Origin of the sequence: Streptomyces sp. CA-278952 (genome assembly GCF_028747205.1) — a bacterium.
In the GTDB taxonomy this organism is placed as follows: domain Bacteria; phylum Actinomycetota; class Actinomycetes; order Streptomycetales; family Streptomycetaceae; genus Streptomyces.
The window spans coordinates 6444315-6468647 of the sequence record NZ_CP112880.1; the positions used below are offsets into that span (position 1 = coordinate 6444315).

The following is a 24333-nucleotide window of genomic DNA, read 5'->3' on the forward strand; positions in this document are numbered from 1 at the left end:
GGATCCGCCGCACCCGGCCCTCGGCCGGATCCGCTTCACCCGACCCCGGCCGGACGGGGCGCGCGCATCACTGCCGGTATTCACTGCCGGTACCCGCTCAGGAAGCGGCCGATGCGGCTGATCGCCGCGTCGAGGTCGTCGGCGTACGGGAGGGTGAGGATGCGGAAGTGGTCCGGGCGCGGCCAGCTGAAGCCGGTGCCCTGCACCACCTGGATCTTCTCCCGCAGCAGCAGGTCCAGCACGAACTTCTCGTCGTCGACGATGCGGTGCACCTTCGGATCGATGCGCGGGAAGGCGTACAGCGCGCCTTTCGGCTTCACGCACGAGACGCCGGGGATCTCGTTCAGCCGCTCCCAGGCCCGGTCGCGCTGCTCGTGCAGCCTCCCGCCGGGCGCGACCAGCTCCCGGATCGACTGCCGTCCGCCGAGGGCGGCCTGAATGGCGTACTGAGCCGGGGCGTTGGGACACAGGCGCATGGAGGCCAGCATGGTGAGGCCCTCCAGGTAGTTGCGGGCGTGCTGCCGGGGACCGGACACCACCATCCAGCCGGACCGGAAGCCGGCCACCCGGTACGTCTTCGACAGACCGCTGAAGGTGAGGCAGACCAGGTCGGGGGCGAGGACCGCCGCGCTGTGGTGCTCGGCCCCGTCGTACAGGATCTGGTCGTAGATCTCGTCGGCGAACACCATCAGCCCGTGCCGCCTGGCCAGATCGAGGATGCCTTCGAGGATCTCGCGCGGATAGACCGCGCCGGTGGGGTTGTTCGGGTTGATGATCACGACGGCCCTGGTCCGGTCGGTGATCTTCGCGGCCATGTCGGCGAGATCCGGATTCCAGTCGGACTCCTCGTCGCAGACGTAGTGCACGGCCTTGCCGCCCGCGAGCGTGGTCACCGCCGTCCACAGGGGGAAGTCCGGGGCCGGGATCAGCACCTCGTCGCCGTCCTCCAGCAGCGCCTGCACCGCCATGGAGATCAGTTCGGAGACCCCGTTGCCGAGGAACACGTCGTCCACGCCGACCTCGGTCAGCCCCATGGCCTGGTAGCGCTGGACCACCGCCCGCCGGGCCGAGAGGATGCCGCGCGAATCGGTGTATCCGTGCGCCTGCGGCAGCATCCGGATCATGTCCTGGACGATCTCCTCGGGGGCCTCGAAACCGAAGAGCGCGGGATTGCCCGTGTTGAGCCGGAGCACGCTGTGGCCCGCCTCCTCCAGGGCGTTGGCGTGCTCGATGACCGGGCCCCGGATCTCGTAGCAGACCTCGTTGAGCTTGCTGGACTGCCGGAACTCCATGCGCTGCCTCCCGAGCCGAATTGCGATACTTGGTTTTACCAAGCTTCAGCTTGGAAAGTCCAACAACATGTCTAGACTGCGTCGCATGCCACGTCAGCAGCAGCCAGCAGCACGCCCCGTCCGTCGCCGGAGCTACGACCAGTTCGACGCCACCGCCCGCGCCCTCGACTCCGTCGGCGACCGGTGGACGCTGCTGATCGTCCGTGAACTGCTGGGCGGGCCGCGCCGGTACACGGACCTGCACGCCGACCTGCCCGGCGTCAGCACGGACGTGCTGGCCTCCCGGCTCAAGGACATGGAGCAGACCGGACTGGCCCTGCGCCGCAAGCTGCCGCCCCCGTCGGCCGCGACGGTCTACGAGCTGACCGCGCGGGGCCACGGCCTGCTGCCCGTCCTCGCCGCCCTCGCCGGGTGGGGGGCGCCGGCCCTCGCCGAGCGCCGTCCCACGGACGCGGTGCGCGCCCACTGGTTCGCCCTGCCCCTGCTCGGCGCCCTCGCCGGGCTCACCCGGGCGGGCGTTCTCGAAGTCCGGCTGGAGGAGGGCCAGTTCCACCTCCGGCTCGGTGGGGGAGCGGGAGGCGCGCTCACGGCCGCCGAAGAGGTCCCCGCGGTGTACGGCTACGGCCCCGCCGACCGCCCCGACGCCCGGATCGTCCTCGACGCCGAGGTGTGTCTGGAGCTCGCGCGGGGTGGGGCGACCCTCGCGGAGGCGGTGAAGGACGGCCGCGTCGAGGTGATCGGCGAGGGCTCGCTCGCCGCCGAACTGCGGGGCGCCTGACCTTCCGCGCGGGCGGCCGGACCCCGCTCACGGGCGGCCGGACCTCCCTCACCCGACCGGCCCTCCGCCGGTGCGGCGATGATGGGTCCGTGAGACTCGAAGCGATCACCTGGGAACGGCTGGCCGGCGAGCTGGCCCGGTACGCCGACGGGCTGTCCGCCGCCGACGGCGGGCCCTGGCTCGCGCTCGGCATCGACGGCGCGCCGGCCGCCCGCACCGGCGAGAGCGCCGAGCGCCTCGCGCGGGAGCTGCGGCTGCTCGGCCGTGCGGTGCTGGTCATCTCCACCGAGGGCTTCCTGCGCCCGGCGAGCCTGCGCTTCGAGTACGGGAAGCGGGACCCGGACGCGTACGCCGACAGCTGGTACGACACCGGGGCGCTGTGGCGCGAGGTGTTCGGGCCGCTGGAGGCCGGCGGATCCGGCCGCGTGCTGCCCGATCTGTGGGACCCCGTGACCGACCGGGCCACCCGTAGCCCGTACCACTCCCTGCCCGAGGGCGGGGTGGTCGTCGTGCACGGCCCGTTCCTGCTGGGGCACTGGTTCCCGTTCGCGCTCAGCGTCCATCTGCGGCTGTCCCCGGGGGCGCTGCGGCGCCGCACGGCGGAGCCGGAACGCTGGACCCTGCCCGCCTTCGCCCGGTACGAGGACGAGGTGGCGCCCTCGGACCGCGCGGACGTGGTGGTCCGGGCGGACGACCCGTCGCGCCCCGCCTGGTCGGGGCTGCCCGGGAGCGGGTGAACGGGGCCCGCCCCGGCACCGCCCGTCCGTCACCACCCGGCACTGCTCGTCCGTCACCACCCGGCACCGCTCGTCCGTCACCCCCGGCACCGCCCGTCCGTCACCACCCGGCACCGCCCGTCACGGGACCGGCGGCCGGCCGCCCACCGTGGCCACGGCCGCCGCCCCCGCCCGGCAGCCCTCGGCCGCAGCGGCCAGGTCGTCGGCCCCGGCCAGCAGCGCCGCGAGGAAGCCGCCGGTGAACGCGTCGCCCGCCCCCGTCGAGTCGACCGGCTCGCGCACCGGCGGAGCGGGGACGCGGCCGACGACCTCGCCCCCGGCGGCCACCACGGCTCCCCGCGCGCCCAGGGTGACGACGACGCGCGGGAACCACCGGCTCAACTCGGCCGCCGCGGCCTCCGGTCCGGGCAGCCCGGTGAGCAGGCGGGCTTCGTCCGCGTTCGGCAGCAACAGCTCCGCACCCTCCGCGAACTCCAGGAACCGCTCGGGCCCCAGCTCGCCGAGGAACCCGGCCGACGCCGGGTCCACGCTCACCGGAACGCCCCGCTCCACGGCGGTGCGCAGGGCGAGGAGGGCGGCGGCCCGGCTCACCGCGGCGAACAGGAGGTAGCCGGAGAGATGCAGCCGCCCGACACCGTCGAGCATCGTGGGCGCGAAGTCCTCGACGGTGAGCCGCAGCACCGCCCCGCCGTCGGTCAGGAACGTGCGCTCCGCCGCCGCGTCCACCAGGGCGATGACGGTCGCCGTCGGGAACGCGTCGTCCACCGCCAGGAACGCCCGCACCCCCGCCCGCTCCAGCTCCTTTCGGTGCCAGTCGGCCGACTCCGCCCCCGCCCTGGCCAGCAGCCGCACGTCCGTGCACCCCGAACGCACCGCCCAGCAGGCGACGTTGGCCCCCGCGCCGCCTGGCAGCGTACGGATCCGGGCCGCCGTGTCCGTACCGTGGGCGAGCGCCGATCCGTACCGCGCCACCACGTCCGTGACCACGTCCCCCACCACCAGCAGCCCGTCGCCCGCCGCCGGACGGTTCACCGGGCGTCCGCCGCCGCCACGGCGATCCGCGCCGCGAGCGTCACGTTTCCGCGGACGGCCGCCAGGTTCGCCTCCAGCGACGCGCCCCCGGTCCGCCGCATCAACTGGTCCAGCAGGAACGGGGTCACGCCCTGCCCCGAGACGCCCCGCCCCCGGCACGCGTCCAGCGCCTCCGCCAGCACCCGGTCGTGCAGTGCCGGATCCAACTGGTCCGTTTCCGCTACGGGGTTGGCGACGATCAGCGCGGCCGGCGGGCCGCCCAGCGCCTCCTTCGCCCGGATCACCTCCACCACCTCCTCGGGGCTGTGCACCGTCCAGTCGACGGGTTCGCCGGAGCTGCTCAGGTAGAAGCCGGGGAAGTGCCCGGTGCCGTAGCCGACGATGGAGACGCCGAGGGTCTCCAGCCGCTGGAGGGTCGCCGGGACGTCGAGGATCGACTTGACCCCCGCGCAGACCACGGTGATCCCGGTGCGGGCGAGCAGCCGCAGATCGGCCGACTCGTCCTGGTTCTCGGCCCACTCCCGGTGTACGCCGCCGAGACCGCCCGTCGCGAAGACGCCGAGGCCCGCCCGCGCTGCCAGGAACGCCGTCGCGGACACCGTCGTCGCCCCGCTCGCCCCGGCGGCGAGCGCCGGTGCGAGATCACGGTGCCCCAGCTTGCGTACCGCCGGATCCTCGGCGATCCGCTCCAACTGGTCCTCTCCCAGCCCGACATGGGCCCGCCCGTCCAGGACGGCGACGGTGGCCGGGACGGCGCCGGCGGACCGGACGAGCCCCTCCAGCTCCCGAGCCACGGACAGATTGCGGGGGCGCGGCAGCCCGTGCGCGATGATCGTCGACTCCAGTGCCACGACGGGCAGACCGGCGTCCAGAGCGGCCCGCACCTCCGCCGAGAGCACGGGTTCGTAGGTGTTCGTCCCAGGGTTCTCGCGCGGAGCGGGACGCTGGTCCGGTGGGTTCTGAGGCATGCCCCCATCCCTGTCGCGGCCGGGAGGGGTGCAAACCACGGACGGACCTCCTGGGGCGGGTCCTGGCCGCGGGGTGGCCGGAAGCGGTCGCTAAGGTGACCGGCCATGACGACACATGACCAGGTCCCCGCCTCCTTCGCCGTGCACATCCCGGACGCCGAACTCATACCGGAACCTCTCGATCCGGCGCAGATCGTCTCGGGCGATCCCGTGGTGACGGGCAAGGTGCTGTGGGAATCGGCCGACGGCAAGCAGCTCCGGGGGATCTGGCAGATCACCCCCGGCGTGGTCACCGACACCGAGGCGAACGAGCTGTTCGTGGTCGTCGGCGGACGGGCGACGGTCGAGGTCGAGGGCGGGGCGACCCTGGAGATCGGCCAGGGGGACGCCTGCGTCCTGCGCGAGGGCGACCGGACGACCTGGACGGTTCACGAGACGCTCCGCAAGGCGTACCACATCAGCCTCTGAGAGCTGTGGCCGATAACTACGGTCGCGCCGGCGGCGGTTGCGGTAGTGCTGGCGGTGGCGGTAGTAGTGGCTGCGGTGGCTGTGGCCGGCGGTCCGGGGGTGTGTCAGCCGCTGACCGCTCCCGGCCGCCGCAGACTCCGGCGCAGGGCGAGCGCGGCGACCGGCAGCAGCAGCGCGGCGCCGATCGCGTTGAGGGGGCCGTATCCCCACTGGGCGACGATCACCCCGGCCGCCGCCCCGCCCACCGCCGCCGCGGCGTTCATGGTCAGGTCCGACAGCCCCTGCACCGCGGCCTGGGCCGACTGCGGCACGGCGTCGGTGAGCAGCGCCGAACCGGCGATCATCCCCGCCGACCAGCCGAGGCCCAGCAGGAACAGGCCCGCGGCGGTCTGCCCGTGCCGGGGCCCGGCCGTGCCCGCCAGCAGCGCGGCGCAGCTCAGCAGTCCGACGGCCAGGCCGATCACGGCCGGCCGGCCGAACCGGTCGGCCAGCCACCCCATCACCGGGGAGAACGCGTACATGCCCGCGATGTGCCCGCTGATCACGAGCCCGATCAGCTGGAGACCGGCGCCGTGCCGGCCCAGATCGACCGGGGTCATGACCATGATCGACACCATGGCGGTGTGCGACACGGTGACCGTCAGCAGGGCGAGCCGCGCCATCGGCGACTCCCGGACGGCCTCGATCCCGGCGCGCAGCGAGCGCTTCGGCGGCCCCGTCGGGCCCTCCGGAGCCAGGGCACGGGCGGTGAGGAGCGGATCGGGGCGCAGCGCCAGCGCCACGACCGCTCCGGCCAGCAGGAACACGACGGCCGAGCACAGATACGGCCCGGCGGACTCGGGCACCGGCGTACCGCGGAACAGCCGGCTCGCCGGGGCCGAGATGTTGGGGCCCACGACCGAGCCGATCGTGGTGGCCCAGACGACGACGGAGATCGCCCGCCCCCGCCGCTCCGGCCCCACCAGGTCGGCCGCCGCGAACCGGGCCTGGAGACCGGCCAGGGATCCCGCGCCGAACGCGGCCATGCCGAGCAGCAGCAGCGGGAAGCTGGCCAGCGTCGTGGCGAGGACCACCAGGCCGCCGCCCAGCGCACCGATCAGATAGGCGAGCGCCAGGCCGGACCTGCGGCCCCGGGCGTTCATCAGGGCGGCCAGCGGCAGCGACAGCAGCGCCGTGCCGACGACGGACGCGGTCGGCGCCAGTCCGGACAGCGCCTCCGAACCGCTCACCTCGGCGGCCAGTATCGGGGCCAGGGCGATGCCGACGGCCACGCCGAGGCCGCCGAGTATCTGGCTGACGATGAGCACGGCCGACGTCCGGCGCTGGAGAGCCGGTATACCGGCGGCCGTTACCTGGGGGAGGGAGAGAGGTCGCGTCACCGGCGCAGTGTGTCACCGCTCGGGCGCCGTCATGCACCCGGACGGGTGAACGGACCCTGACGGTGATCGACCGGATGTTCCCCGGCGGGGCGTGCGGCCATCCGGTGGCACAGCGGCCCTCCGCATGCTCTCCCGAGCAGCGATTGCCGCGGACTCCAGAACACAGTGCCCCACCGACTCCGAAACACAGCGCCCCACCGACTCCGGAGTACAGAGCCTCTCCGACTCGGAACAGTGGCTCGCTCGCCGCGGCCCTAGAACAGCGGTTGCGGCAGGACCCCCTCCAGCGCCAGCAGCCGCCGCTTGGTCTCCAGACCGCCGCCGAACCCGCCCAGGCCTCCGTCGCTCTCCACCACCCGGTGGCACGGCACCACCACCGGCAGCGGGTTGGCCCCCATGGCCGCGCCCACCGCCTGCGCCCCCTCCGGCCGGCCGACCCGCGCGGCCAGCTCCCCGTACCCGACGACCGTCCCGTAGGGCACCCCGGAGGCCAGCTCGCGGAGCACCTCACGGTGGAAGCCGGAGGTGAGCGACCAGTCCAGATCGAGGTCAAAATCCTGCCGCTCGCCCGCGAAATACGCCGCGAGCGCGCGTACGGGCCCGGCGAGCCGCGCGGAGCCGGGCGCCTCCACCGGCTCCGCGCCGAACCGGGTCCGCAACCGGTCGAGGACCCCGTCCCGCACGGCGGGGCGGGCGTGGAAGGACACACTCACCAGTCCGGACCCGGTCGCGGCGAGCAGCAGCGGGCCGATGTCGCTGTCCACGACGGCCCACTCGACGGCCGGATCGGCACCGGTCCCGTAGCTGTTCATGCCGACCACCGTACGGCCCGCCACTGACAGCGGCGGGCCCGTCGGCGGGAAACCGACGGGCCCGCCCCCGGCCGCGTCAGCTCGTCGCGTCGCGCACCACGTCGGGGAAGTTGGTGATGATGCCGTCGACCCCGAAGTCACGGGCCTTCACCGCGTCCGCCGCCTTGTTGACCGTCCACGTGTTCACCCGCAGACGCTTGCCGTGCGGGCCCTTGAGCCGCTGGACGGCCGCCACGTAGTCGGCGCTGACCGTCGCGTACGAGGGGTTGATCTGATCGGTGAACGCCGCGTACGAGGGCAGGTCGGCCACCGCGGGTGTGCCCAGGAAGCCGGTCGTGATGTCGGGGCGCAGGCTGTGCACCTTCTTCACGCTGTCGGCGCCGAAGCTCTGGATGACCAGCCGGCTCCGTACGTGGGAGCGGTCCAGCCACCCCGACCGCCCCAGGACCCGGATGATGTCCCGCTCGATGCCCGGGTAGGTCGCCGGGCTCTTGATCTCCAGCAGCAGCTTCTGCCGGTTGCGCTCCATGCGGTGCAGGAACTGGGTGAGCGTCGGCACCCGGGCCCCGGTGAACTGCGCTCCGAACCAGCTGCCCGCGTCGAGCTTCGCCAGCTCCGCCGCGGTGAAGTCCTTCACGGCCCACGGCGCCCGGTCGGGGAAGACCTGCTCGGCGTCGGTCGTGCGCTTCAGGTCGGTGTCGTGCAGCACGACGAGCACGCCGTCGCGGGTGCGGTGGACGTCGTTCTCGACCCATTCGATGCCGAGTGCGTCGGCGGCGTCGACGGCGGCGAGGGTGTTCTCCGGCGCGTAGCCCGACGCCCCCCGGTGGGCCACGACGACCGGGGCGTCCTGCCGCTCCGGAGCCTCGGGCCGGTCGGCGGGCAGCAGCAGGGCGCCGGCGCCGAGCAGGGCGGCGGCCGTGGTGGAGGCGGTGGCAGTGCGGACGAACACGGGGACTCCTCACGTCGGGAGTGTGCGGACACGCAGAGAGTGACAGCGGCCCGCCAACGCCCGGCGGGGCGGCGATGGCCGCGAAATGAACGGAACCTTCGATCCCGGGGCCACCTCCGGAGCACGTCCCGCGGCCGTGCCGATAAAATGTGCTTTCTTTGTCTGCCTGCCGGGACTCGCCCCTTGGGGGACTCTCCTCGACCCCGGGCTTTTTCGAAGGGCGTGCGCGCATGCAAGGAACAGTCGACGGATTCACCTACGGCCTGGTGACTCCGGTCGCGGCTTTCCTCATGGCTGCCCTGGGAGCCGCCCTCGGACTCCGCTGCACCACCCGGTCCTTTCACGCCGCACGCTCCTGGCGGGCCGGCTGGCTGGCTCTGGGGTCGCTGTCCATCGGCTCCGGGGTCTGGACCATGCACTTCGTCGCGATGACGGGCTTCACCGTCCAGGAGACCCCGATCTCCTACGACAAACCCCTCACCTTCGCAGGCCTGGCCATTGCCGTGGTGATGGTCGGCATCGGCATCTTCATTGTCGGCTACCGGGGCGCGACCCGCATGGCGTTGATCACGGGGGGCACCATCACCGGCCTCGGCATCGCCTCGATGCACTATCTCGGCATGGCGGGCATGCGTATGGACGCGCGGTTCGCGTACGACACGCCCCTCGTCGTCCTCTCGGTGCTGATCGCCGGAATCGCCGCCACGGGCGCCCTGTGGGCCGCCGTCACCCTCCGGGGAGCCCGCTCCGGCCTCGGCGCGAGCATCCTGATGGCCGTTGCGGTGACCGGAATGCACTACACCGGCATGGCCGCGCTCGATGTGCACCTGCACCTGCCGCCCACCCTGCCGTCCGACCTGGCCGACGTCCTGCCCGGCGACCGGCCCGCCGAGATGATCGGCCCGATGCTGGCAGGACCCGGCTGCTTCCTGCTCCTGGCCGCCGTGGTGCTCATGTTCGACCCCCAGGCCGTGACGGGGGAGCCCGGTCCCGGCCCGCGGGGCAGGCAGAGTCCGCAGGGCCGGCAGCGCCCGCGGAGCAGCGCCCGGGAGGGGGCGGGAGGGGCCCGGTACCGCTGATCCGGGGCCGTTGTCAGTGGCGGGCCGTACGGTGGATGCATGCGGCCCGTTTCCAAGATCGAACGTTCGGTGGCGCCCTTCGAGGTCGTCAGTCCCTACCAGCCCAGCGGCGACCAGCCGGCGGCCATCGCCGAGCTGGAGCGGCGCGTCCGCGCCGACGAGAAGGACGTCGTCCTGCTCGGCGCGACCGGCACCGGCAAGTCGGCGACCACCGCCTGGATGATCGAGAAGCTGCAGCGCCCCACTCTGGTGATGGCGCCGAACAAGACCCTCGCCGCCCAGCTGGCCAACGAGTTCCGTGAGCTCCTCCCGAACAACGCGGTGGAGTATTTCGTCTCGTACTACGACTACTACCAGCCCGAGGCGTACGTCCCGCAGTCGGACACCTACATCGAGAAGGACTCCTCCATCAACGAGGAGGTCGAGCGGCTGCGCCACTCGGCGACGAATTCGCTGCTCACCCGGCGCGACGTCGTCGTGGTCGCCTCCGTCTCCTGCATCTACGGCCTCGGCACGCCCCAGGAGTACGTGGACCGCATGGTCCGGCTCAAGGTCGGCGAGGAGATCGACCGCGACCAGCTGCTGCGCCGTTTCGTCGAGATGCAGTACAGCCGTAACGACCTGGCGTTCACCCGCGGCACCTTCCGGGTCCGGGGCGACACCATCGAGATCTTCCCGGTCTACGAGGAGCTCGCCGTCCGGATCGAGATGTTCGGCGACGAGATCGAGGCCCTGTCCACGCTCCACCCGCTGACCGGCGAGATCATCAGCGAGGACCCCATGGTCCACGTCTTCCCCGCCAGCCACTATGTCGCCGGGCCCGAGCGTCTGCAGAAGGCCGTCAGCGGCATCGAGCAGGAGCTGGAGCAGCGCCTGGCCGAGCTGGAGAAGCAGGGCAAGATGCTGGAGGCCCAGCGACTGCGCATGCGCACCACGTACGACATCGAGATGCTCCACCAGATCGGCACCTGCTCCGGCGTCGAGAACTACTCGATGCACTTCGACGACCGCGCGCCCGGCACCGCCCCCAACACGCTCCTCGACTACTTCCCGGACGACTTCCTGCTCGTCCTGGACGAGTCCCACGTCACGGTCCCGCAGATCGGCGCGATGTACGAGGGGGACGCCTCCCGCAAGCGGACCCTCGTCGACCACGGCTTCCGGCTGCCGTCCGCGATGGACAACCGGCCGCTGAAGTGGGAGGAGTTCCTGAAGCGGATCGACCAGACGGTGTACCTCTCCGCCACCCCGGGGAAGTACGAGCTCTCGCGCGGCGACGGGTTCGTCGAGCAGATCATCCGCCCCACCGGCCTCGTCGACCCCGAGGTCGTGGTCAAGCCCACCGAGGGCCAGATCGACGACCTGGTCCACGAGATCCGCAAGCGCGTCGAGCGCGACGAGCGGGTCCTGGTCACCACGCTCACCAAGAAGATGTCGGAGGACCTCACCGACTACTTCCTGGAGCTCGGCATCCAGGTCCGCTACCTGCACAGCGACGTCGACACCCTGCGCCGCATCGAGCTGCTGCGCGAGCTGCGCTCCGGCGAGTACGACGTGCTCGTCGGCATCAACCTCCTGCGCGAGGGCCTCGACCTTCCCGAGGTGTCCCTCGTGGCCATCCTCGACGCCGACAAGCAGGGCTTCCTGCGCTCCGGCACCTCGCTCATCCAGACCATCGGCCGCGCCGCCCGTAACGTCTCCGGCCAGGTCCACATGTACGCCGACAAGATCACCCCGGCCATGGCGCAGGCAATCGACGAGACGAACCGCCGCCGCGAGAAGCAGGTCGCGTACAACACGGAGCGCGGCCTCGACCCGCAGCCGCTGCGCAAGAAGATCAACGACATCGTCGCGACCATCGCCCGCGAGGAGGTCGACACCGAGCAGCTCCTCGGCACCGGCTACCGGCAGGGCAAGGAGGCCAAGGCGCCGGTGCCCGCGCTCGGCTCGAAGGCGGCCAAGGGCGGGGCGAAGGGCAGGGCGGCCTCGCCCGGCGCGGTGCTCAGCGACCGGCCCGCCACCGAACTGGCCGGGATCATCGAGGAGATGACCGAGCGCATGCGGGCCGCCGCCGCGGACCTGCAGTTCGAGGTGGCCGCCCGGCTGCGCGACGAGGTCGGTGAACTGAAGAAGGAACTGCGCCAGATGAAGGAAGCGGGCCTCGCCTGATCCCGGTGCCCCGGTGCCCCGGTGACCCGGTGACCCGGTGACCCGGCGACCGGTGTTCCCCGCGGGCGCGGGATCGCCGCTGACGCGTGCCGGTTTCGCAGCGGTCCCGCACCGGTTCCAGCACCGGTTCCAGCGCGGATTCCGGTGCGGTCTCCGGTGTCGTTTCCGATGCGCCGGGCATGCCGCGCCGGGTGTGTTGCAAGAGCGACACAAAAGCGGGCCGAGCCTGCTGCCGCCCGGGGTGGAATGCGTAGGGTGCCGGGAAGCCGCACACGGATGGTTGCGGGGCAATGCCGAGAGGGGACAGCGCGTGACGGTCAATATGACCAAGGGTCAGGCCATCAGCCTGCAGAAGAGCGACGGGGGGACCCTGACCGCGGTACGGATGGGGCTCGGCTGGCAGGCGGCTCCGCGCCGTGGCCTGTTCGGTTCACGCACCCGCGAGGTCGACCTGGACGCCTCGGCGGTGCTCTTCGCCGACAAGCAGCCGGTCGACGTCGTGTTCTTCCGCCACCTCGTCAGCGACGACGGCTCGGTCAAGCACACCGGTGACAACCTGGTCGGCGGCGCCGGCTCCGGCGGCGACGACGAGGCGATCCTCGTCGACCTCCAGCGCGTTCCGGTCCACATCGACCAGATCGTCTTCACGGTGAACTCCTTCACCGGGCAGACGTTCCAGGAGGTCCGACACGCCTTCTGCCGCATCGTCGACGAGACCAACGGCCAGGAGCTCGCCCGGTACACGCTCGACGGCGGCGGCCAGTACACCGCCCAGATCATGGCGAAGGTGCACCGCGCGGGCAGCGGATGGCAGATGACGGCCCTCGGGAACCCGGCCAACGGCCGCACCTTCCAGGACCTGATGCCGTCGATCCTCCCGCACCTGTAGGACCCGCACCGGTCCGGCACGGCCGGCACCGGAACGGCCAGGAGCAGCTCCCGTAGGCACCCGCCGCCGGGAGCTGCCCCCACACGGCGGCACGCACAGGCAACAGGGCACACACCCACGTACACGGCCGCGCACTTGCACGGTCGCACACGGCACGCACCTGCACGGCTCCACACCCGCAGGCGCCTACACGGCCGCACCCGCGCACAGGTCACACACGGAACGGCAGAACACGGCACCGCACGGCACCGCGCCCCTCGACGCGCGGGCCATCGTCGAGGGGGACAGGGCAATGACGGCCGAACTGGTCCGGGGGCAGAACCACACCTTGCCCCAGACCCGTCTGGAGATCCGGGTATCGGCGGGCACGCCCGTCGTGGCCGGGGCCACCCTCGGCGACGAACGGGGCACGGTGCGCGGCGTCGAGTGGATCGCCCACCCCGGCTCGCCCCAGCTCCCCGGTCTTGAGGTCTCCCAGCAGGCGGCGGCCGATCACCGTCTCGCCGTCGATCTGGAGGCACTGCCCGCAGGCGCCCACCGGGTCACCGTGCTGCTCGCGCTTCCCGTCGGAGCGGGCGGCCCGGCGCGGTTCGGCGCCGTTCCCGCCCCCTTCGTCGCCGTCACCGGTCTCGACGGTGCCGAGATCGCCACCTTCACGCTCACCGGCCTGGACGCCGAGTCGGCGGTCAGCGCCCTGGAGCTCTACCGCCGCCAGGACGCCTGGAAGGTCCGCGCCGTGGGGCAGGGGTACGCCGGCGGGCTCGCCGAGATGCTCGCCGACCAGGGTGTGGCCGAGGCCACCGGACTGGCCGGATCCATTCAGGAGGCCGTCACCCGGGGCATGGCCCGCTCGGTGGCGCCGCCGCCCCGGACCCAGGAAGGCGACCGCGTACGGCACGCGACGGGCTCCGCGGGCTCCGCGGGCTCCGCGGACCACCGCCCGCCCCCGTCGCCCCCGGCCCCCGAGCACCCCGAGCCGCTGACCGACCCGGCCACCGCCCCCCAGCCGCACACCGCCCCGGGCCCGGCCCCCGCAGGATCCGCCGCCGACGGCCCGATCAACTACGCGCACCCGCGGCGGCAGCACGCCGCGCCCCCGCCGCCCCCGCCCACCGCGCCTGCGGCCCAGCCCGGAGAGGCCGCGCAGCCGGTCGCCGGGGACGCCACCGGCTGGTCGATGGACGAGCGCCTCTACAACCAGATCTGGGGCATGTTCGAGGATCTGGCCCGCGCCGTCGCCGCTTACCGCAGCGCCGTGGACTTCGCCGAGTCCCGCATGGACCAGGAGCTCGACCGAGCCCTGTCCGACCCGCGCAACCGGATCGGGGGCGCGGGCGACCGTGCCCGCGAGGGGGCCCGCGCCAAGCGCGACGAGCTGACCTCCCGGGCCCGGGAGGCGCTCGACCGCGATCTGGCCCAGCTGGCAGCCGAGGCGGCAGTCGTCGAGCCCGCGCTCCCGGCCGCGTACGCCGGCTGGGGCAACCCCGTCTGGCACGCCCACCGCGTCCCCATGGAGATACCGATGGCGCTGCGCGTCGGCGACCTCCACCTTCCCGAGCGCCCCGACCTGCGCGTACCGCTGCTCGTCCGGCTGCCGCTGGAGCGCGGGATCTGGGTGGACAGCGGACGGACGGCGTCCGAGGCGGCCGTCCTGATGGACACGGACCGGCTGCGCCGGCTCGCCGTGGAGACCGCGGTCGCCCACGCGGCGCGGCTGCTCGCGGTGTATCCACCCGGTGAGTTCTCGGTGCACGTCATCGACCCGGCGGGCGCCGCGGCCGGCCCGCTCGCCCCGCTGGTCGAGGCGGGCGTCCTCGCCGGGCCGCCCGCCGCCGGACCCGGGGGAGTGGCCTCGGTCCTCGCCCACCTCACCCGGCGGGTGGACCTGGTGCAGATGGCGGTGCGGGCCGGGGCGGCCGATTCGCTCCCGCCAGACCTGGACACCGGCGAGCAACTGCTGGTGGTCAACGACTTCCCGCACGGCTTCGACGACCGCGCCGTCACCCAGCTCCGCTATCTCGCCGACGAGGGCCCCGCGGTCGGGGTGCACCTCCTGATGGTCGCGGACCGGGAGGAGGCGAGTGCGTACGGGCCGGTGCTCGACCCGCTGTGGCGTTCGCTCCTGCGGATCACCCCGGTAGCCGACAGCCACCTCGCCGATCCGTGGGTCGGGCATGCCTGGACGTACGAGCCGTTGGCGGTTCCGCCGGGCAGTCGCGTCCTGGAACAGGTGCTCGCGGCGGTGGCAGCCGCCCGTCGAGCCGCCGGCCGCTGATGCGGTAGCCAGCCCCTCACCTGCGGTTTTGACGAGTTCTTTACCCTTTTCTTTACCTTTACTTGGTGTTGCCTGTACTGTTCGGGGAACGGAGGGGAGTACTCCTTACGCGACGTCCCGTCAATACGGACCGTTATCGGTCCCGGGGCGCCGGTCCAGGCATGCGTAGCGCGTGCAAGGGTGGAAGAGACCTCCGGCAGCGACGACGCTGACAAGTAGCCGTAGCGAACTGCCGGAGGCGCAGTGGACGTTTCATGGACCGTATGGGTCCTGACCATCGTTGGTCTGTCAACCCTGATCGCCGTCGACTTCTTCATCGGGCGCAAGCCCCATGACGTGTCGACCAAGGAAGCCGGAATCTGGACCATCGTCTGGATCGCGCTGGCCGTGCTCTTCGGGGCCGGACTCGCGGTCGTCGGTGAGAGCCAGGCCTCCGGCGAGTTCTTCGCAGGATTCATCACCGAGAAGTCGCTGAGCGTCGACAACCTCTTCGTCTTCGTCCTGATCATGGCGAAGTTCGCGGTGCCCTCTCAGCTTCAGCAGCGCGTGCTGCTCATCGGCGTGCTGATCGCCCTGGTGCTCCGGGCGATCTTCATCGCCGCCGGTGCCGCCGTGATCGCGAACTTCTCGTGGGTGTTCTACATCTTCGGCGCGTTCCTGATCTACACCGCCTGGAAGCTCATCCAGGAGGCGCGGGCCGACGAGGACGACGACGACTGGGAGGAGAACCGCCTCCTGAAGTCGATCGAGCACCGCTTCGGTGTCGCCGACAAGTACCACGGCACCAAGCTCTTCATCCGCAACAACGGCAAGCGCGTCATGACCCCGCTCATGGTGGTCATGCTCGCCATCGGTATGACCGACGTGCTGTTCGCGGTGGACTCGATCCCGGCGATCTTCGGCCTGACCCAGGACCCGTACATCGTCTTCACCGCCAACGCGTTCGCCCTGATGGGTCTCCGCCAGCTGTACTTCCTCATCGGCGGTCTGCTGAAGAAGCTGGTCCACCTCAGCTACGGCCTGTCGGTGATCCTCGGCTTCATCGGCGTCAAGCTGGTGCTGCACGCCCTGCACGAGAACGGGGTGCACGTGCCCGTCGTCTCCATCCCGTTCTCCCTCGCCGTCATCGGCGGCGTCCTGGTGATCACCACGATCACCAGCCTCATCGCCAGCAAGAAGATGGCGGCGGCCGAGGCGGAGAAGGCCGAGAAGGACGGGAAGCCGGAGACGGCCGGCCCGTCCGACGAGGAGAGCAAGAGCATCAACAGCTGACCCGGGGCCGCCCCGAGCGGCACAGGGAGACACCGGCAGCGGCCGGGGCGGTACGGCGAAAGCCGTCCGCCCCGGCCGCTGCTGTGTACGCGTACGAGGGATAGGCGCCGGAGAGAGGCGCGCGGCCTACCAGCCGCGGGCGCGCCACTCGGGCAGCTGGGGCCGCTCGTCGCCGAGCGTCGTGTCGTGCCCGTGGCCCGGATAGACCCACGTCTCGTCGGGCAGCCGGTCGAACAGCTTCGTCTCGACGTCGTGCAGAAGGCTCGCGAACGCCTCGGGATCCTGGAGCGTGTTCCCGACCCCGCCGGGGAAGAGGCAGTCCCCGGTGAACAGATGCGGGGCGCCGTGCGGGTCGTCGTAGACCAGGGCGATGGAGCCCGGGGTGTGACCGGCCAGATGGCGGGCGGTCAGCCCGACCCGGCCGACGGTGATCGTGTCGCCGTCCTCCACCAGGACGTCGGTCGGGACCGGGATGCCCTCGGCGTCGTAGCGGCCCGCATACGTCCGGGCGCCGGTGGCCCCGACCACCTGGGCCAGCGCCTGCCAGTGGTCCCCGTGCCGGTGCGTGGTGACGACGGAGGCGATCGAGTCGTCACCGATCAGCGCCAGCAGCGTCTCCGGCTCGGCGGCCGCGTCGATCAGCAGCTGCTCGCCGGTCGCCCGGCAGCGCAGCAGATAGGCGTTGTTGTTCATCTCGCCGACGGCGACCTTGGAGATCATCAGATCCGTCAGTTCGTGCACGCTCGCCGGTCCGCCGACCTTCACCGCTCCGCTGTACGTCATACGGCTCAGCCTATAGCGGGGGCAGTGCGGGCAGGGGGCCCCCGGCCACGGTCAGGGCGGCGCCGTCACGGCGGCCGCAGAGCCAGCCCAGCAGCTCGGCGGCGGGCCCCTGCACCGTCACCAGGGCGCTCGGCGGGCCGCCGCCGGTGCTCCAGGTACGGCCGTCCAGGTCGGTCAGCGCCCTGGCGGGCACCTCCTGGTTGCCCAGGAAGCGCTCGGTCAGGAAGGCGATCTCCCGCGAAACGAACTCCGCCGGCAGGTCCTCCAGCTCGTAGCCGACGTCCAGGTCGACGTGGTGCAGCTCCACCTCGACCCAGCGCCGGAAGGGGACGCGGGCCGCGGAGTCCGTCACCCCGTTGCGCAGGGTGACCGTACGGGACCAGTCGGCGTATGCGGCGGCGACCGCCAGGAAGCCCTCCGCGCTCTCCCGCAGATCGGTCAGCTGCTCGGCCGCCGGGCGGGGGGCGCCGTCGGCGATGTCGGCGTCCCGGGTTTCGCTGCTCGCGTACATCGGGAGTCCCCGGAGAACATTTCCGATCGCGTCGGCGTTACGTGACAGGTGGGCCAGAACATGGCCCCGGCTCCATCCGGGCAACCGTGACGGCTCGGCGACAGCGGCGTTGTCCAGTTTGCCGACTGCGTCGAGCAGTCGTTCGGTCGCTTCGCGTACAGCTCCCAGGTCGTGCGCATGATCAGTCATGCGGCCGAGCCTAGCTCTGCCACTCATTCGGGTGAAGGAGTCAGAGGGTGGCCGTAAATCGAATGTGCGTGCTATACGCTCGGAATGGAAAGCTTCTCAAACCGCTGTGGCGCCCCCCATACCCTGGGAGAGGGGCTCAGTTCCCCCGCTTCTCTCTAGAAAGGTGCGGACCGGCGTGGCCGACCGTCTCATCGTCCGTGGCGCGCGCGAGCACAACCTGAAGAACGTCTCGCTCGACCTGCCCCGTGACTCCCTCATCGTCTTCACCGGGCTCTCCGGGTCGGGCAAGTCGTCCCTCGCGTTCGACACGATCTTCGCCGAGGGGCAGCGCCGCTACGTCGAGTCGCTCTCCTCGTACGCCCGGCAGTTCCTCGGCCAGATGGACAAGCCGGACGTCGACTTCATCGAAGGTCTCTCGCCGGCCGTCTCCATCGACCAGAAGTCGACCTCGCGCAATCCGCGCTCGACGGTCGGCACCATCACCGAGGTCTACGACTACCTCCGGCTGCTCTTCGCCAGGATCGGCAAGCCGCACTGCCCCGAGTGCCATCGCCCCATCTCCCGCCAGTCGCCGCAGGCCATCGTCGACAGGGTCCTCGGCCTGCCGGAGGGCAGCCGCTTCCAGGTCCTCTCGCCGCTGGTGCGCGAGCGCAAGGGGGAGTTCGTCGACCTCTTCGCCGACCTCCAGACCAAGGGCTACAGCCGGGCCAGGGTCGACGGCGCGACCATCCAGCTCGCCGAGCCGCCCACGCTCAAGAAGCAGGAGAAGCACACCATCGAGGTGGTCGTCGACCGCCTCACCGTCAAGGACGGCGCCAAGCGCCGGCTGACCGACTCGGTCGAGACCGCGCTCGGCCTCTCCGGCGGCATGGTCGTGCTCGACTTCGTCGACCTCCCCGAGGACGACCCCGAGCGCGAGCGGATGTTCTCCGAGCACCTCTACTGCCCGTACGACGACCTCTCCTTCGAGGAGCTGGAGCCGCGCTCCTTCTCCTTCAACTCACCCTTCGGCGCCTGCCCCGACTGCACCGGCATCGGCACGCGCATGGAGGTCGACCCGGAGCTGATCGTCCCGGACGAGGAGAAGTCCCTCGACGAGGGCGCGATCCACCCCTGGTCCCACGGCCACACCAAGGAGTACTTCGGCCGCCTGATCGGCGCGCTCTCCGAAGCCCTCGGCTTCCGTACGGACATCCCCTGGGCCGGGCTGCCGCAGCGGGCCAAGAAGGCCCTGCTCTTCGGCCACAAGATCCAGACCGAGGTCCGCTACCGCAACCGTTACGGGCGCGAGCGCGCCTACACCACCCCCTCCTTCGAGGGCGCGGTGCAGTTCGTCAAGAGGCGCCACACCGAGGCCGAGAGCGACTCCAGCCGGGAGCGGTTCGAGGGCTACATGCGCGAGGTGCCCTGTCCCACCTGCGAGGGCACCCGGCTGAAGCCGATCGTGCTCGCGGTGACGGTGATGGAGAAGTCCATCGCCGAGGTCGCCGCGATGTCGATCAGCGAGTGCGCCGAGTTCCTCGGCCGCCTCAAGCTGAACGCCCGCGACAAGAAGATCGCCGAGCGGGTGCTCAAGGAGGTCAACGAGCGGCTGAAGTTCCTCGTCGACGTCGGCCTGGACTATCTGTCGCTGAACCGCGCGGCCGGCACCCTGTCCGGCGGCGAGGCCCAGCGCATCCGGCTGGCGACCCAGATCGGCTCCGGCCTGGTCGGCGTGCTGTACGTCCTGGACGAGCCGTCCATCGGCCTGCACCAGCGCGACAACCACCGGCTCATCGAGACCCTGGTCCGGCTCCGCGACATGGGCAACACGCTCATCGTCGTCGAGCACGACGAGGACACCATCAAGGTCGCCGACTGGGTCGTCGACATCGGCCCCGGCGCGGGTGAGCACGGCGGCAAGGTCGTCCACTCCGGCTCGCTCAAGGAGCTCCTGGCCAACGAGGAGTCCATCACCGGCCAGTATCTGTCCGGCAAGCGGTCCATCGCGACCCCCGACGTCCGCCGCCCGGTCGACCCGGCCCGCCGTCTCACCGTGCACGGCGCCCGGGAGAACAACCTCCACGACATCGACGTCTCCTTCCCGCTCGGCGTCCTCACCGCCGTTACGGGCGTCTCCGGGTCCGGAAAGTCGACGCTGGTCAACGACATCCTCTACACCCACCTCGCCCGCGAGCTGAACGGCGCCAAGTCGGTCCCCGGCCGTCACACCCGGGTCGACGGCGACGACCTCGTCGACAAGGTGGTGCACGTCGACCAGTCGCCGATCGGCCGGACCCCCCGGTCCAACCCGGCGACGTACACCGGAGTCTTCGACCACGTCCGCCGGCTCTTCGCCGAGACGATGGAGGCGAAGGTGCGTGGCTATCTGCCGGGCCGCTTCTCCTTCAACGTCAAGGGCGGCCGCTGCGAGAACTGCTCCGGCGACGGCACGATCAAGATCGAGATGAACTTCCTGCCCGACGTGTACGTCCCGTGCGAGGTCTGCCACGGCGCGCGCTACAACCGGGAGACCCTGGAGGTCCACTACAAGGGCAAGTCCATCGCCGAGGTGCTGGACATGCCGATCGAGGAGGGCCTGGACTTCTTCGAGGCCGTCCCCACGATCGCCCGCCACCTCCGTACGCTCAACGAGGTCGGCCTCGGCTATGTGCGGCTCGGCCAGTCCGCGCCGACCCTCTCCGGCGGCGAGGCGCAGCGCGTCAAGCTGGCGAGCGAGCTCCAGAAGCGCTCCACCGGACGCACGGTCTACGTCCTGGACGAGCCGACCACCGGTCTCCACTTCGAGGACATCAGCAAGCTGATCACCGTGCTCTCCGGCCTGGTGGACAAGGGCAACACGGTCATCGTCATCGAGCACAACCTCGATGTCATCAAGACCGCCGACTGGGTCGTCGACATGGGCCCCGAGGGCGGCAACGGCGGTGGTCTGGTGGTCGCCGAGGGGACGCCGGAGCAGGTCGCCTCGGTCCCCGCCAGTCACACCGGGAAGTTCCTCCAGGGCGTCCTGGACGCGGACCGCGTCAGCGAGGCCGCGGTGCCCTCCGGGCGGGGAACGGCCCGCAGGACGGCCGCCCGCAAGACCGCCCCGGCGAAGAAGACGGCCGCCGCCAAGAAGGCCGCGGTGACCAAGGCGAACGCCACGGGAGCCAAGGCGGGTACGGCCAAGGCCGTCACGACGACGGCCGCCGCGAAGAAGGCCACCCGCGCCCGCAAGGCCTGAGCGAGGCGCGAGCGGTCGCCCGGACCACCCTCGTCGACGGCGGCGGCCCCCACAGCACGAAGGGGGCCGCCGCCGCCCGTCCGGGCAGGCGCTACGGCCCGGTCGCAGGGCTTCCGATCCCCGCCGGTATCGTCGGTTCTGTCACCGGCACGCACGGCCGCCGTCGCCGCCCGCCCTGTCCGGCGACGCGGATCCGCCGTGATCCACCCCCGAACAACCAGCCCCACCGTGATCCAACCCCGAACGACAACCCCGTGGAGTCCGCATGCCCGGCCTGCCCGCCGCCCGCCGTACCGTGCTGAAGGGCGCCGCGCTCGCCGGCGCCGCCGGGCTGGGAGCGGCCGCCTGCTCCACCGAATCCAAGCTCGGCCACGCCAAGAACCCCACCCCCACCGCCCCCGTCGACCTCGGGGCCGCCTCCGAGGTGCCCGTCGGCGGGGCCAAGCTCTACCGCGAGCAGCGCGTGGTCGTCGTCTGCCCGGCGAAGGGCGAGTACAAGGCGTTCAGCGCCCAGTGCACCCACGGCGGCTGTGTCCTGGACAAGGTCGAGGGCACCGAGGGCCACTGCCCCTGCCACGGCAGCCGCTTCGACATGACCACCGGCAAGCCGGTGAAGGGCCCGGCCACCGTGCCGCTGCCCGCCGTCCCGGTCACCGCCGAGGGCGGAAAGCTCGTCGCGGGCCCCGAGGCCTGAGCCCCGCGAGGAGGACTCACTCCCAGTCCCAGTCGACCCCGATCAGGCCGGGTCGTACCCTCTCCTCCACCAGGTGCACGGTCCGGTGCCGGCCGGTCAGCGTCAGGTCCTCGCGGGCCCCGCGGGCCGCCCCCGCCGACGCCTGGGCGAACCGGCGGCACCGCACCGGGAGCGCCGCCTCGTCGAAGCCGACCTGGAGCACGTACTGCCCGCCCCCGAAGGTGAAGCCGCGCACGTACTCTCCGCCGGCCCCGCCCGTACCGTCCTCGAAGCCGTAGCCGAAGAGGTACGTCTCACCGGACCGCAACCGGGTGTCGAAGAGCAGCTCCGCCACCAGCACCCCCGCGTCCAGGTCCCACCGGACCCGGCCCGTCCGGCAGTTCTCCAGGGCCCGCACCGTGATCCGCGACGGGTCGCAGCCGGGGTCGCCCCGGTGGACCGCGAGATAGCGGTCGACGCCGTCCCGGTGCGCGCGCACCACGTGCCGCGACGTGCGGCCCGCCAGCTCGCGCCGCGCCCCGATCCGTACCCGCTCCTGGTGCCCCACGGTGTGCAGGCCGCCGTCCACGGGTGACTCCATCGCCGCGAGGAGCCGCTCCACCGAGCCCGACGCCTCCATGAGCGACCGGTAGGAACGGGCGGCCGGGCGGTCCCCGTCCGCCGGGGCGTCACCGTCGCGCAGCAGCCGCAGCAGCGAGTCGTCCGGCAGCGCGAGCACCTCCTCCAGCGCCCGGACGGCCCGCAACGACTCGGCCCGCCGGGGCCGGCGCACCCCCTGCTGCCAGTAACTGAGACTGGTCACCCCGAGCTTGACGCCCCGGTGCGCCAGATGGTGCTGCACCCGCTGGAGCGGCAGCCCGCGCACCGACAGAGCGGTGCGCAACGCCAGATGGAACGGTCCGGTCCGCAGTACCTGCGCCAGTTCGGTCTCGGTCTGCCGCATGGCGGGCCTCCGGTGAACGTTCACGTGGGGAGTGGCGACACCGGCCCCCGGCGGATGCGGGGGAGCAGGTGACCGGGACAGGGCCGTTCACACGGACGCCGTGCCGTTCACACCGTGATGTCACCTCGCATTGAAGCGTGTTGACCTGCTCCGGACAACGCCGGATGCTCATCGTCAGCGTCCGGACGCGCTCCTCCGATCCCCACCCCCGCATTGGGAGGAACGCCATGCGCAACCGAAGAGTCAGGCCCGGAAGGTTCTCGTTCACCGCCCTCCTGGCCGCCGTCCTGCTCGCCGTCCCCGCGGGCACCGCCACCGCCGCCCAGTCCCCGGACGGGGCGACGGGCTCCACCGTCGCCGCCGCCCAGCGACTCGACATCACGATGCAGGCGCAACAGCAGAGCAACTGGTGCTGGGCGGCCGGCGGCAACACCATCGCCGCCTGGTTCGGCCGCACCTACTCCCAGAACCAGTTCTGCAACGCCGCCTTCAACCGCGGCCAGAACTCCCAGTGCCCCAACTCGCAGGCCACCCTCGGCAACGTCCAGACCGGACTGTCCTGGGCCGGGGTCAGGCCCGGCAGTTACGTCACCGGCTGGCTCCGCTACCCGACCGTGCAGGCCGAGATATCCGCCCAGCGCCCCATCGAGACCCGCATCCAGTGGTCGTCCGGCGGCGGCCACATGCACGTCATCTACGGGTACGACGACGCCAACAGCTGGGTCTACTGGGGCGATCCGTGGCCCTCCAGCGACCGCTACAACTGGGCCTCGCACGCCTGGTACGTCAACAACAACGAGTTCTCCTGGACCCACTCGCTCTACCGGATCGGGGCGTGAGGTCATGAACTCCACCACCCGGCGCATCGCCGTCGCCACCGCCCTCACCGGCGCCGCCCTCTTCACCGCCGCCGCCCCCGCCCTCGCCGACGACGGCCGGGCGGCCGCGCCGAAACTGACCGCCGCCACCCTCGAAGCGGCCCACGAGGCCGCCACCGAGCCCGCGACCCTGTCCACCCTGTCCCGCTTCTTCGCCCGGGAGGGTGCGGTGAGCAGGACGGCGAGCGCGCCCAGGATCGAGGGGAGGACCGTTCCCGTCCGTACGCTCTCCGCCGCCTTCGTCGCCGGAAAGCCCGGGGCCGCCCCGAGCACCCTGGACTACCTGGCCAGCACCGCCGTCTCCTCCGACGGCCAGAAAGCCTCCCTGTGGACCGTCCCCGGGACGGACGGGGGCGACCGGTGGCAGGTGGTGAACATCGCCACCGGCGACGACGAGGCCCGCTACACCGCACAGGGGGCCCGCGCGCTCCCCGGCGGCACCGTCTTCCGCGAACCGCAGATCGACGCCTGGTACGTCCACGACGGCTCCCGGGTGCTCCCGCTCGACGAGGACGCGAAGACCGCCGTGGGCGCCCGTGGCACCGAGCTGAGCGCCTACCGGGCCCGGGTCCAGGAGGCGTACGGCGACAAGCTGCCCGGCTCCGGATACGCCCGCTCCGGCAAGGCCGGCGGCTACGGCCCCGACGCGGTCACCGGCACCGGGGGAGCCCCGGCAGCCGCCCCCGCTCCCGGCCCGGTCGGGGACCAGGCCCCCGACACCGCCGGAAGCCCCGCGCTCGCCGGCACGGCATCCGGTTCGCCGGACACGGCCCTGACCGCCGTGTCCACGACCGCCGGGGCCGGGGCGCTGCTCGCCCTGGCCCTCTGTGGGGCCGCCGCCCTGCGCCGCAGGAACCGTGCCGGGCGATCCCCGGCCACGGACGCCTGAGCGGCGGCCACCGGCCCACGGGCCCGCGCTCCGGGGTGCGAACACCCCACGGCACCCCGGAGCGCGGCACCGCCCCCGGCAATACGTGAGGACGACGCGCTGTCACCGCCCGCAAGTAGGG

21 protein-coding genes are annotated in these 24333 nt (G+C 72.1%); 12 read left to right on the forward strand and 9 right to left on the reverse strand.

Features of this window, described 5'->3' with window-relative positions; all coding sequences use genetic code 11:
- Positions 1-80: 80 nt before the first annotated feature.
- Positions 81-1292, reverse strand: a complete 1212-nt coding sequence (locus tag N7925_RS28485) for a pyridoxal phosphate-dependent aminotransferase (protein ID WP_274345581.1) — start codon at positions 1290-1292, stop codon at positions 81-83.
- Positions 1293-1377: 85 nt separating this feature from the next.
- Here N7925_RS28485 and N7925_RS28490 point away from each other — a divergent pair, with 85 nt between their 5' ends.
- Complete coding sequence (locus N7925_RS28490) at positions 1378-2070, forward strand: winged helix-turn-helix transcriptional regulator (RefSeq protein ID WP_274345582.1); 693 nt, start codon at positions 1378-1380, stop codon at positions 2068-2070.
- Positions 2071-2159: 89 nt separating this feature from the next.
- Positions 2160-2807 carry a uridine kinase gene (locus N7925_RS28495; protein WP_265602267.1) on the forward strand — a complete coding sequence of 216 codons (648 nt, stop codon included), beginning with the start codon at positions 2160-2162 and terminating at the stop codon, positions 2805-2807.
- 120 nt (positions 2808-2927) lie between these two features.
- Here the strand turns inward: N7925_RS28495 and N7925_RS28500 are convergent, their stop codons facing one another.
- Both N7925_RS28500 and N7925_RS28505 read right to left on the reverse strand, forming a co-directional pair.
- The gene (locus N7925_RS28500) at positions 2928-3839 is read right to left on the reverse strand and encodes a carbohydrate kinase family protein (protein WP_274345583.1); all 912 of its coding nucleotides are present in this window, start codon (positions 3837-3839) and stop codon (positions 2928-2930) included.
- The gene (locus tag N7925_RS28505; RefSeq protein ID WP_274345584.1) at positions 3836-4807 is read right to left on the reverse strand and encodes a pseudouridine-5'-phosphate glycosidase; all 972 of its coding nucleotides are present in this window, start codon (positions 4805-4807) and stop codon (positions 3836-3838) included. Before N7925_RS28505 ends, N7925_RS28500 begins: the two co-directional genes overlap by 4 nt.
- 105 nt (positions 4808-4912) lie before the next feature.
- Here N7925_RS28505 and N7925_RS28510 point away from each other — a divergent pair, with 105 nt between their 5' ends.
- A complete protein-coding gene (locus tag N7925_RS28510; protein ID WP_274345585.1) occupies positions 4913-5275 on the forward strand; it encodes a cupin domain-containing protein in 363 nt (120 codons plus the stop codon).
- A gap of 104 nt (positions 5276-5379) precedes the next feature.
- Here the strand turns inward: N7925_RS28510 and N7925_RS28515 are convergent, their stop codons facing one another.
- From N7925_RS28515 to N7925_RS28525, 3 genes are all read right to left on the reverse strand, one after another.
- Entirely contained in the window at positions 5380-6582 is a 1203-nt protein-coding gene (locus N7925_RS28515) for an MFS transporter (RefSeq protein ID WP_443032360.1), read from the reverse strand.
- 326 nt (positions 6583-6908) lie between these two features.
- Positions 6909-7466, reverse strand: a complete 558-nt coding sequence (locus N7925_RS28520; RefSeq protein ID WP_274345587.1) for a methylated-DNA--[protein]-cysteine S-methyltransferase — start codon at positions 7464-7466, stop codon at positions 6909-6911.
- A 76-nt stretch (positions 7467-7542) separates the two neighbouring features.
- Positions 7543-8418, reverse strand: coding sequence for a glycerophosphodiester phosphodiesterase family protein (locus N7925_RS28525; protein ID WP_265602273.1), 876 nt, complete (start codon positions 8416-8418; stop codon positions 7543-7545).
- A gap of 230 nt (positions 8419-8648) precedes the next feature.
- Between N7925_RS28525 and N7925_RS28530 the strand changes: the two genes are divergently transcribed.
- The 5 genes from N7925_RS28530 (at position 8649) to N7925_RS28550 (ending at position 16102) form a co-directional block, all read left to right on the forward strand.
- The gene (locus N7925_RS28530) at positions 8649-9497 is read left to right on the forward strand and encodes an MHYT domain-containing protein (RefSeq protein ID WP_274345588.1); all 849 of its coding nucleotides are present in this window, start codon (positions 8649-8651) and stop codon (positions 9495-9497) included.
- A 39-nt stretch (positions 9498-9536) separates the two neighbouring features.
- On the forward strand, positions 9537-11666 hold the full coding sequence (uvrB, locus tag N7925_RS28535; protein ID WP_265602274.1) for an excinuclease ABC subunit UvrB: 2130 nt from the start codon (positions 9537-9539) through the stop codon (positions 11664-11666).
- A 310-nt stretch (positions 11667-11976) separates the two neighbouring features.
- Positions 11977-12555, forward strand: a complete 579-nt coding sequence (locus N7925_RS28540; protein ID WP_026290465.1) for a TerD family protein — start codon at positions 11977-11979, stop codon at positions 12553-12555.
- A gap of 292 nt (positions 12556-12847) precedes the next feature.
- Positions 12848-14830 carry a TerD family protein gene (locus tag N7925_RS28545; RefSeq protein WP_274345589.1) on the forward strand — a complete coding sequence of 661 codons (1983 nt, stop codon included), beginning with the start codon at positions 12848-12850 and terminating at the stop codon, positions 14828-14830.
- 243 nt (positions 14831-15073) lie between these two features.
- A complete protein-coding gene (locus N7925_RS28550) occupies positions 15074-16102 on the forward strand; it encodes a TerC family protein (protein WP_265602276.1) in 1029 nt (342 codons plus the stop codon).
- A 126-nt stretch (positions 16103-16228) separates the two neighbouring features.
- Here the strand turns inward: N7925_RS28550 and N7925_RS28555 are convergent, their stop codons facing one another.
- Entirely contained in the window at positions 16229-16885 is a 657-nt protein-coding gene (locus N7925_RS28555) for an MBL fold metallo-hydrolase (RefSeq protein WP_265602277.1), read from the reverse strand.
- A 10-nt stretch (positions 16886-16895) separates the two neighbouring features.
- Positions 16896-17585, reverse strand: coding sequence for a maleylpyruvate isomerase family mycothiol-dependent enzyme (locus N7925_RS28560; RefSeq protein ID WP_274345590.1), 690 nt, complete (start codon positions 17583-17585; stop codon positions 16896-16898).
- Between the two features lie 175 nt (positions 17586-17760).
- Between N7925_RS28560 and uvrA the strand changes: the two genes are divergently transcribed.
- Entirely contained in the window at positions 17761-20808 is a 3048-nt protein-coding gene (gene uvrA, locus N7925_RS28565; protein WP_274345591.1) for an excinuclease ABC subunit UvrA, read from the forward strand.
- A gap of 265 nt (positions 20809-21073) precedes the next feature.
- A complete protein-coding gene (locus tag N7925_RS28570) occupies positions 21074-21502 on the forward strand; it encodes a Rieske (2Fe-2S) protein (protein ID WP_274345592.1) in 429 nt (142 codons plus the stop codon).
- 16 nt (positions 21503-21518) lie between these two features.
- Here N7925_RS28570 and N7925_RS28575 read toward each other — a convergent pair whose 3' ends face one another.
- Entirely contained in the window at positions 21519-22445 is a 927-nt protein-coding gene (locus N7925_RS28575) for a hypothetical protein (RefSeq protein ID WP_265602280.1), read from the reverse strand.
- 227 nt (positions 22446-22672) lie between these two features.
- Here N7925_RS28575 and N7925_RS28580 point away from each other — a divergent pair, with 227 nt between their 5' ends.
- Positions 22673-23284: a papain-like cysteine protease family protein gene (locus N7925_RS28580; protein ID WP_274345593.1), complete on the forward strand. Its 612-nt coding sequence runs from the start codon at positions 22673-22675 to the stop codon at positions 23282-23284.
- A 4-nt stretch (positions 23285-23288) separates the two neighbouring features.
- Positions 23289-24212, forward strand: coding sequence for a hypothetical protein (locus N7925_RS28585; protein ID WP_274345594.1), 924 nt, complete (start codon positions 23289-23291; stop codon positions 24210-24212).
- The last annotated feature ends 121 nt before the right edge of the window (positions 24213-24333 follow it).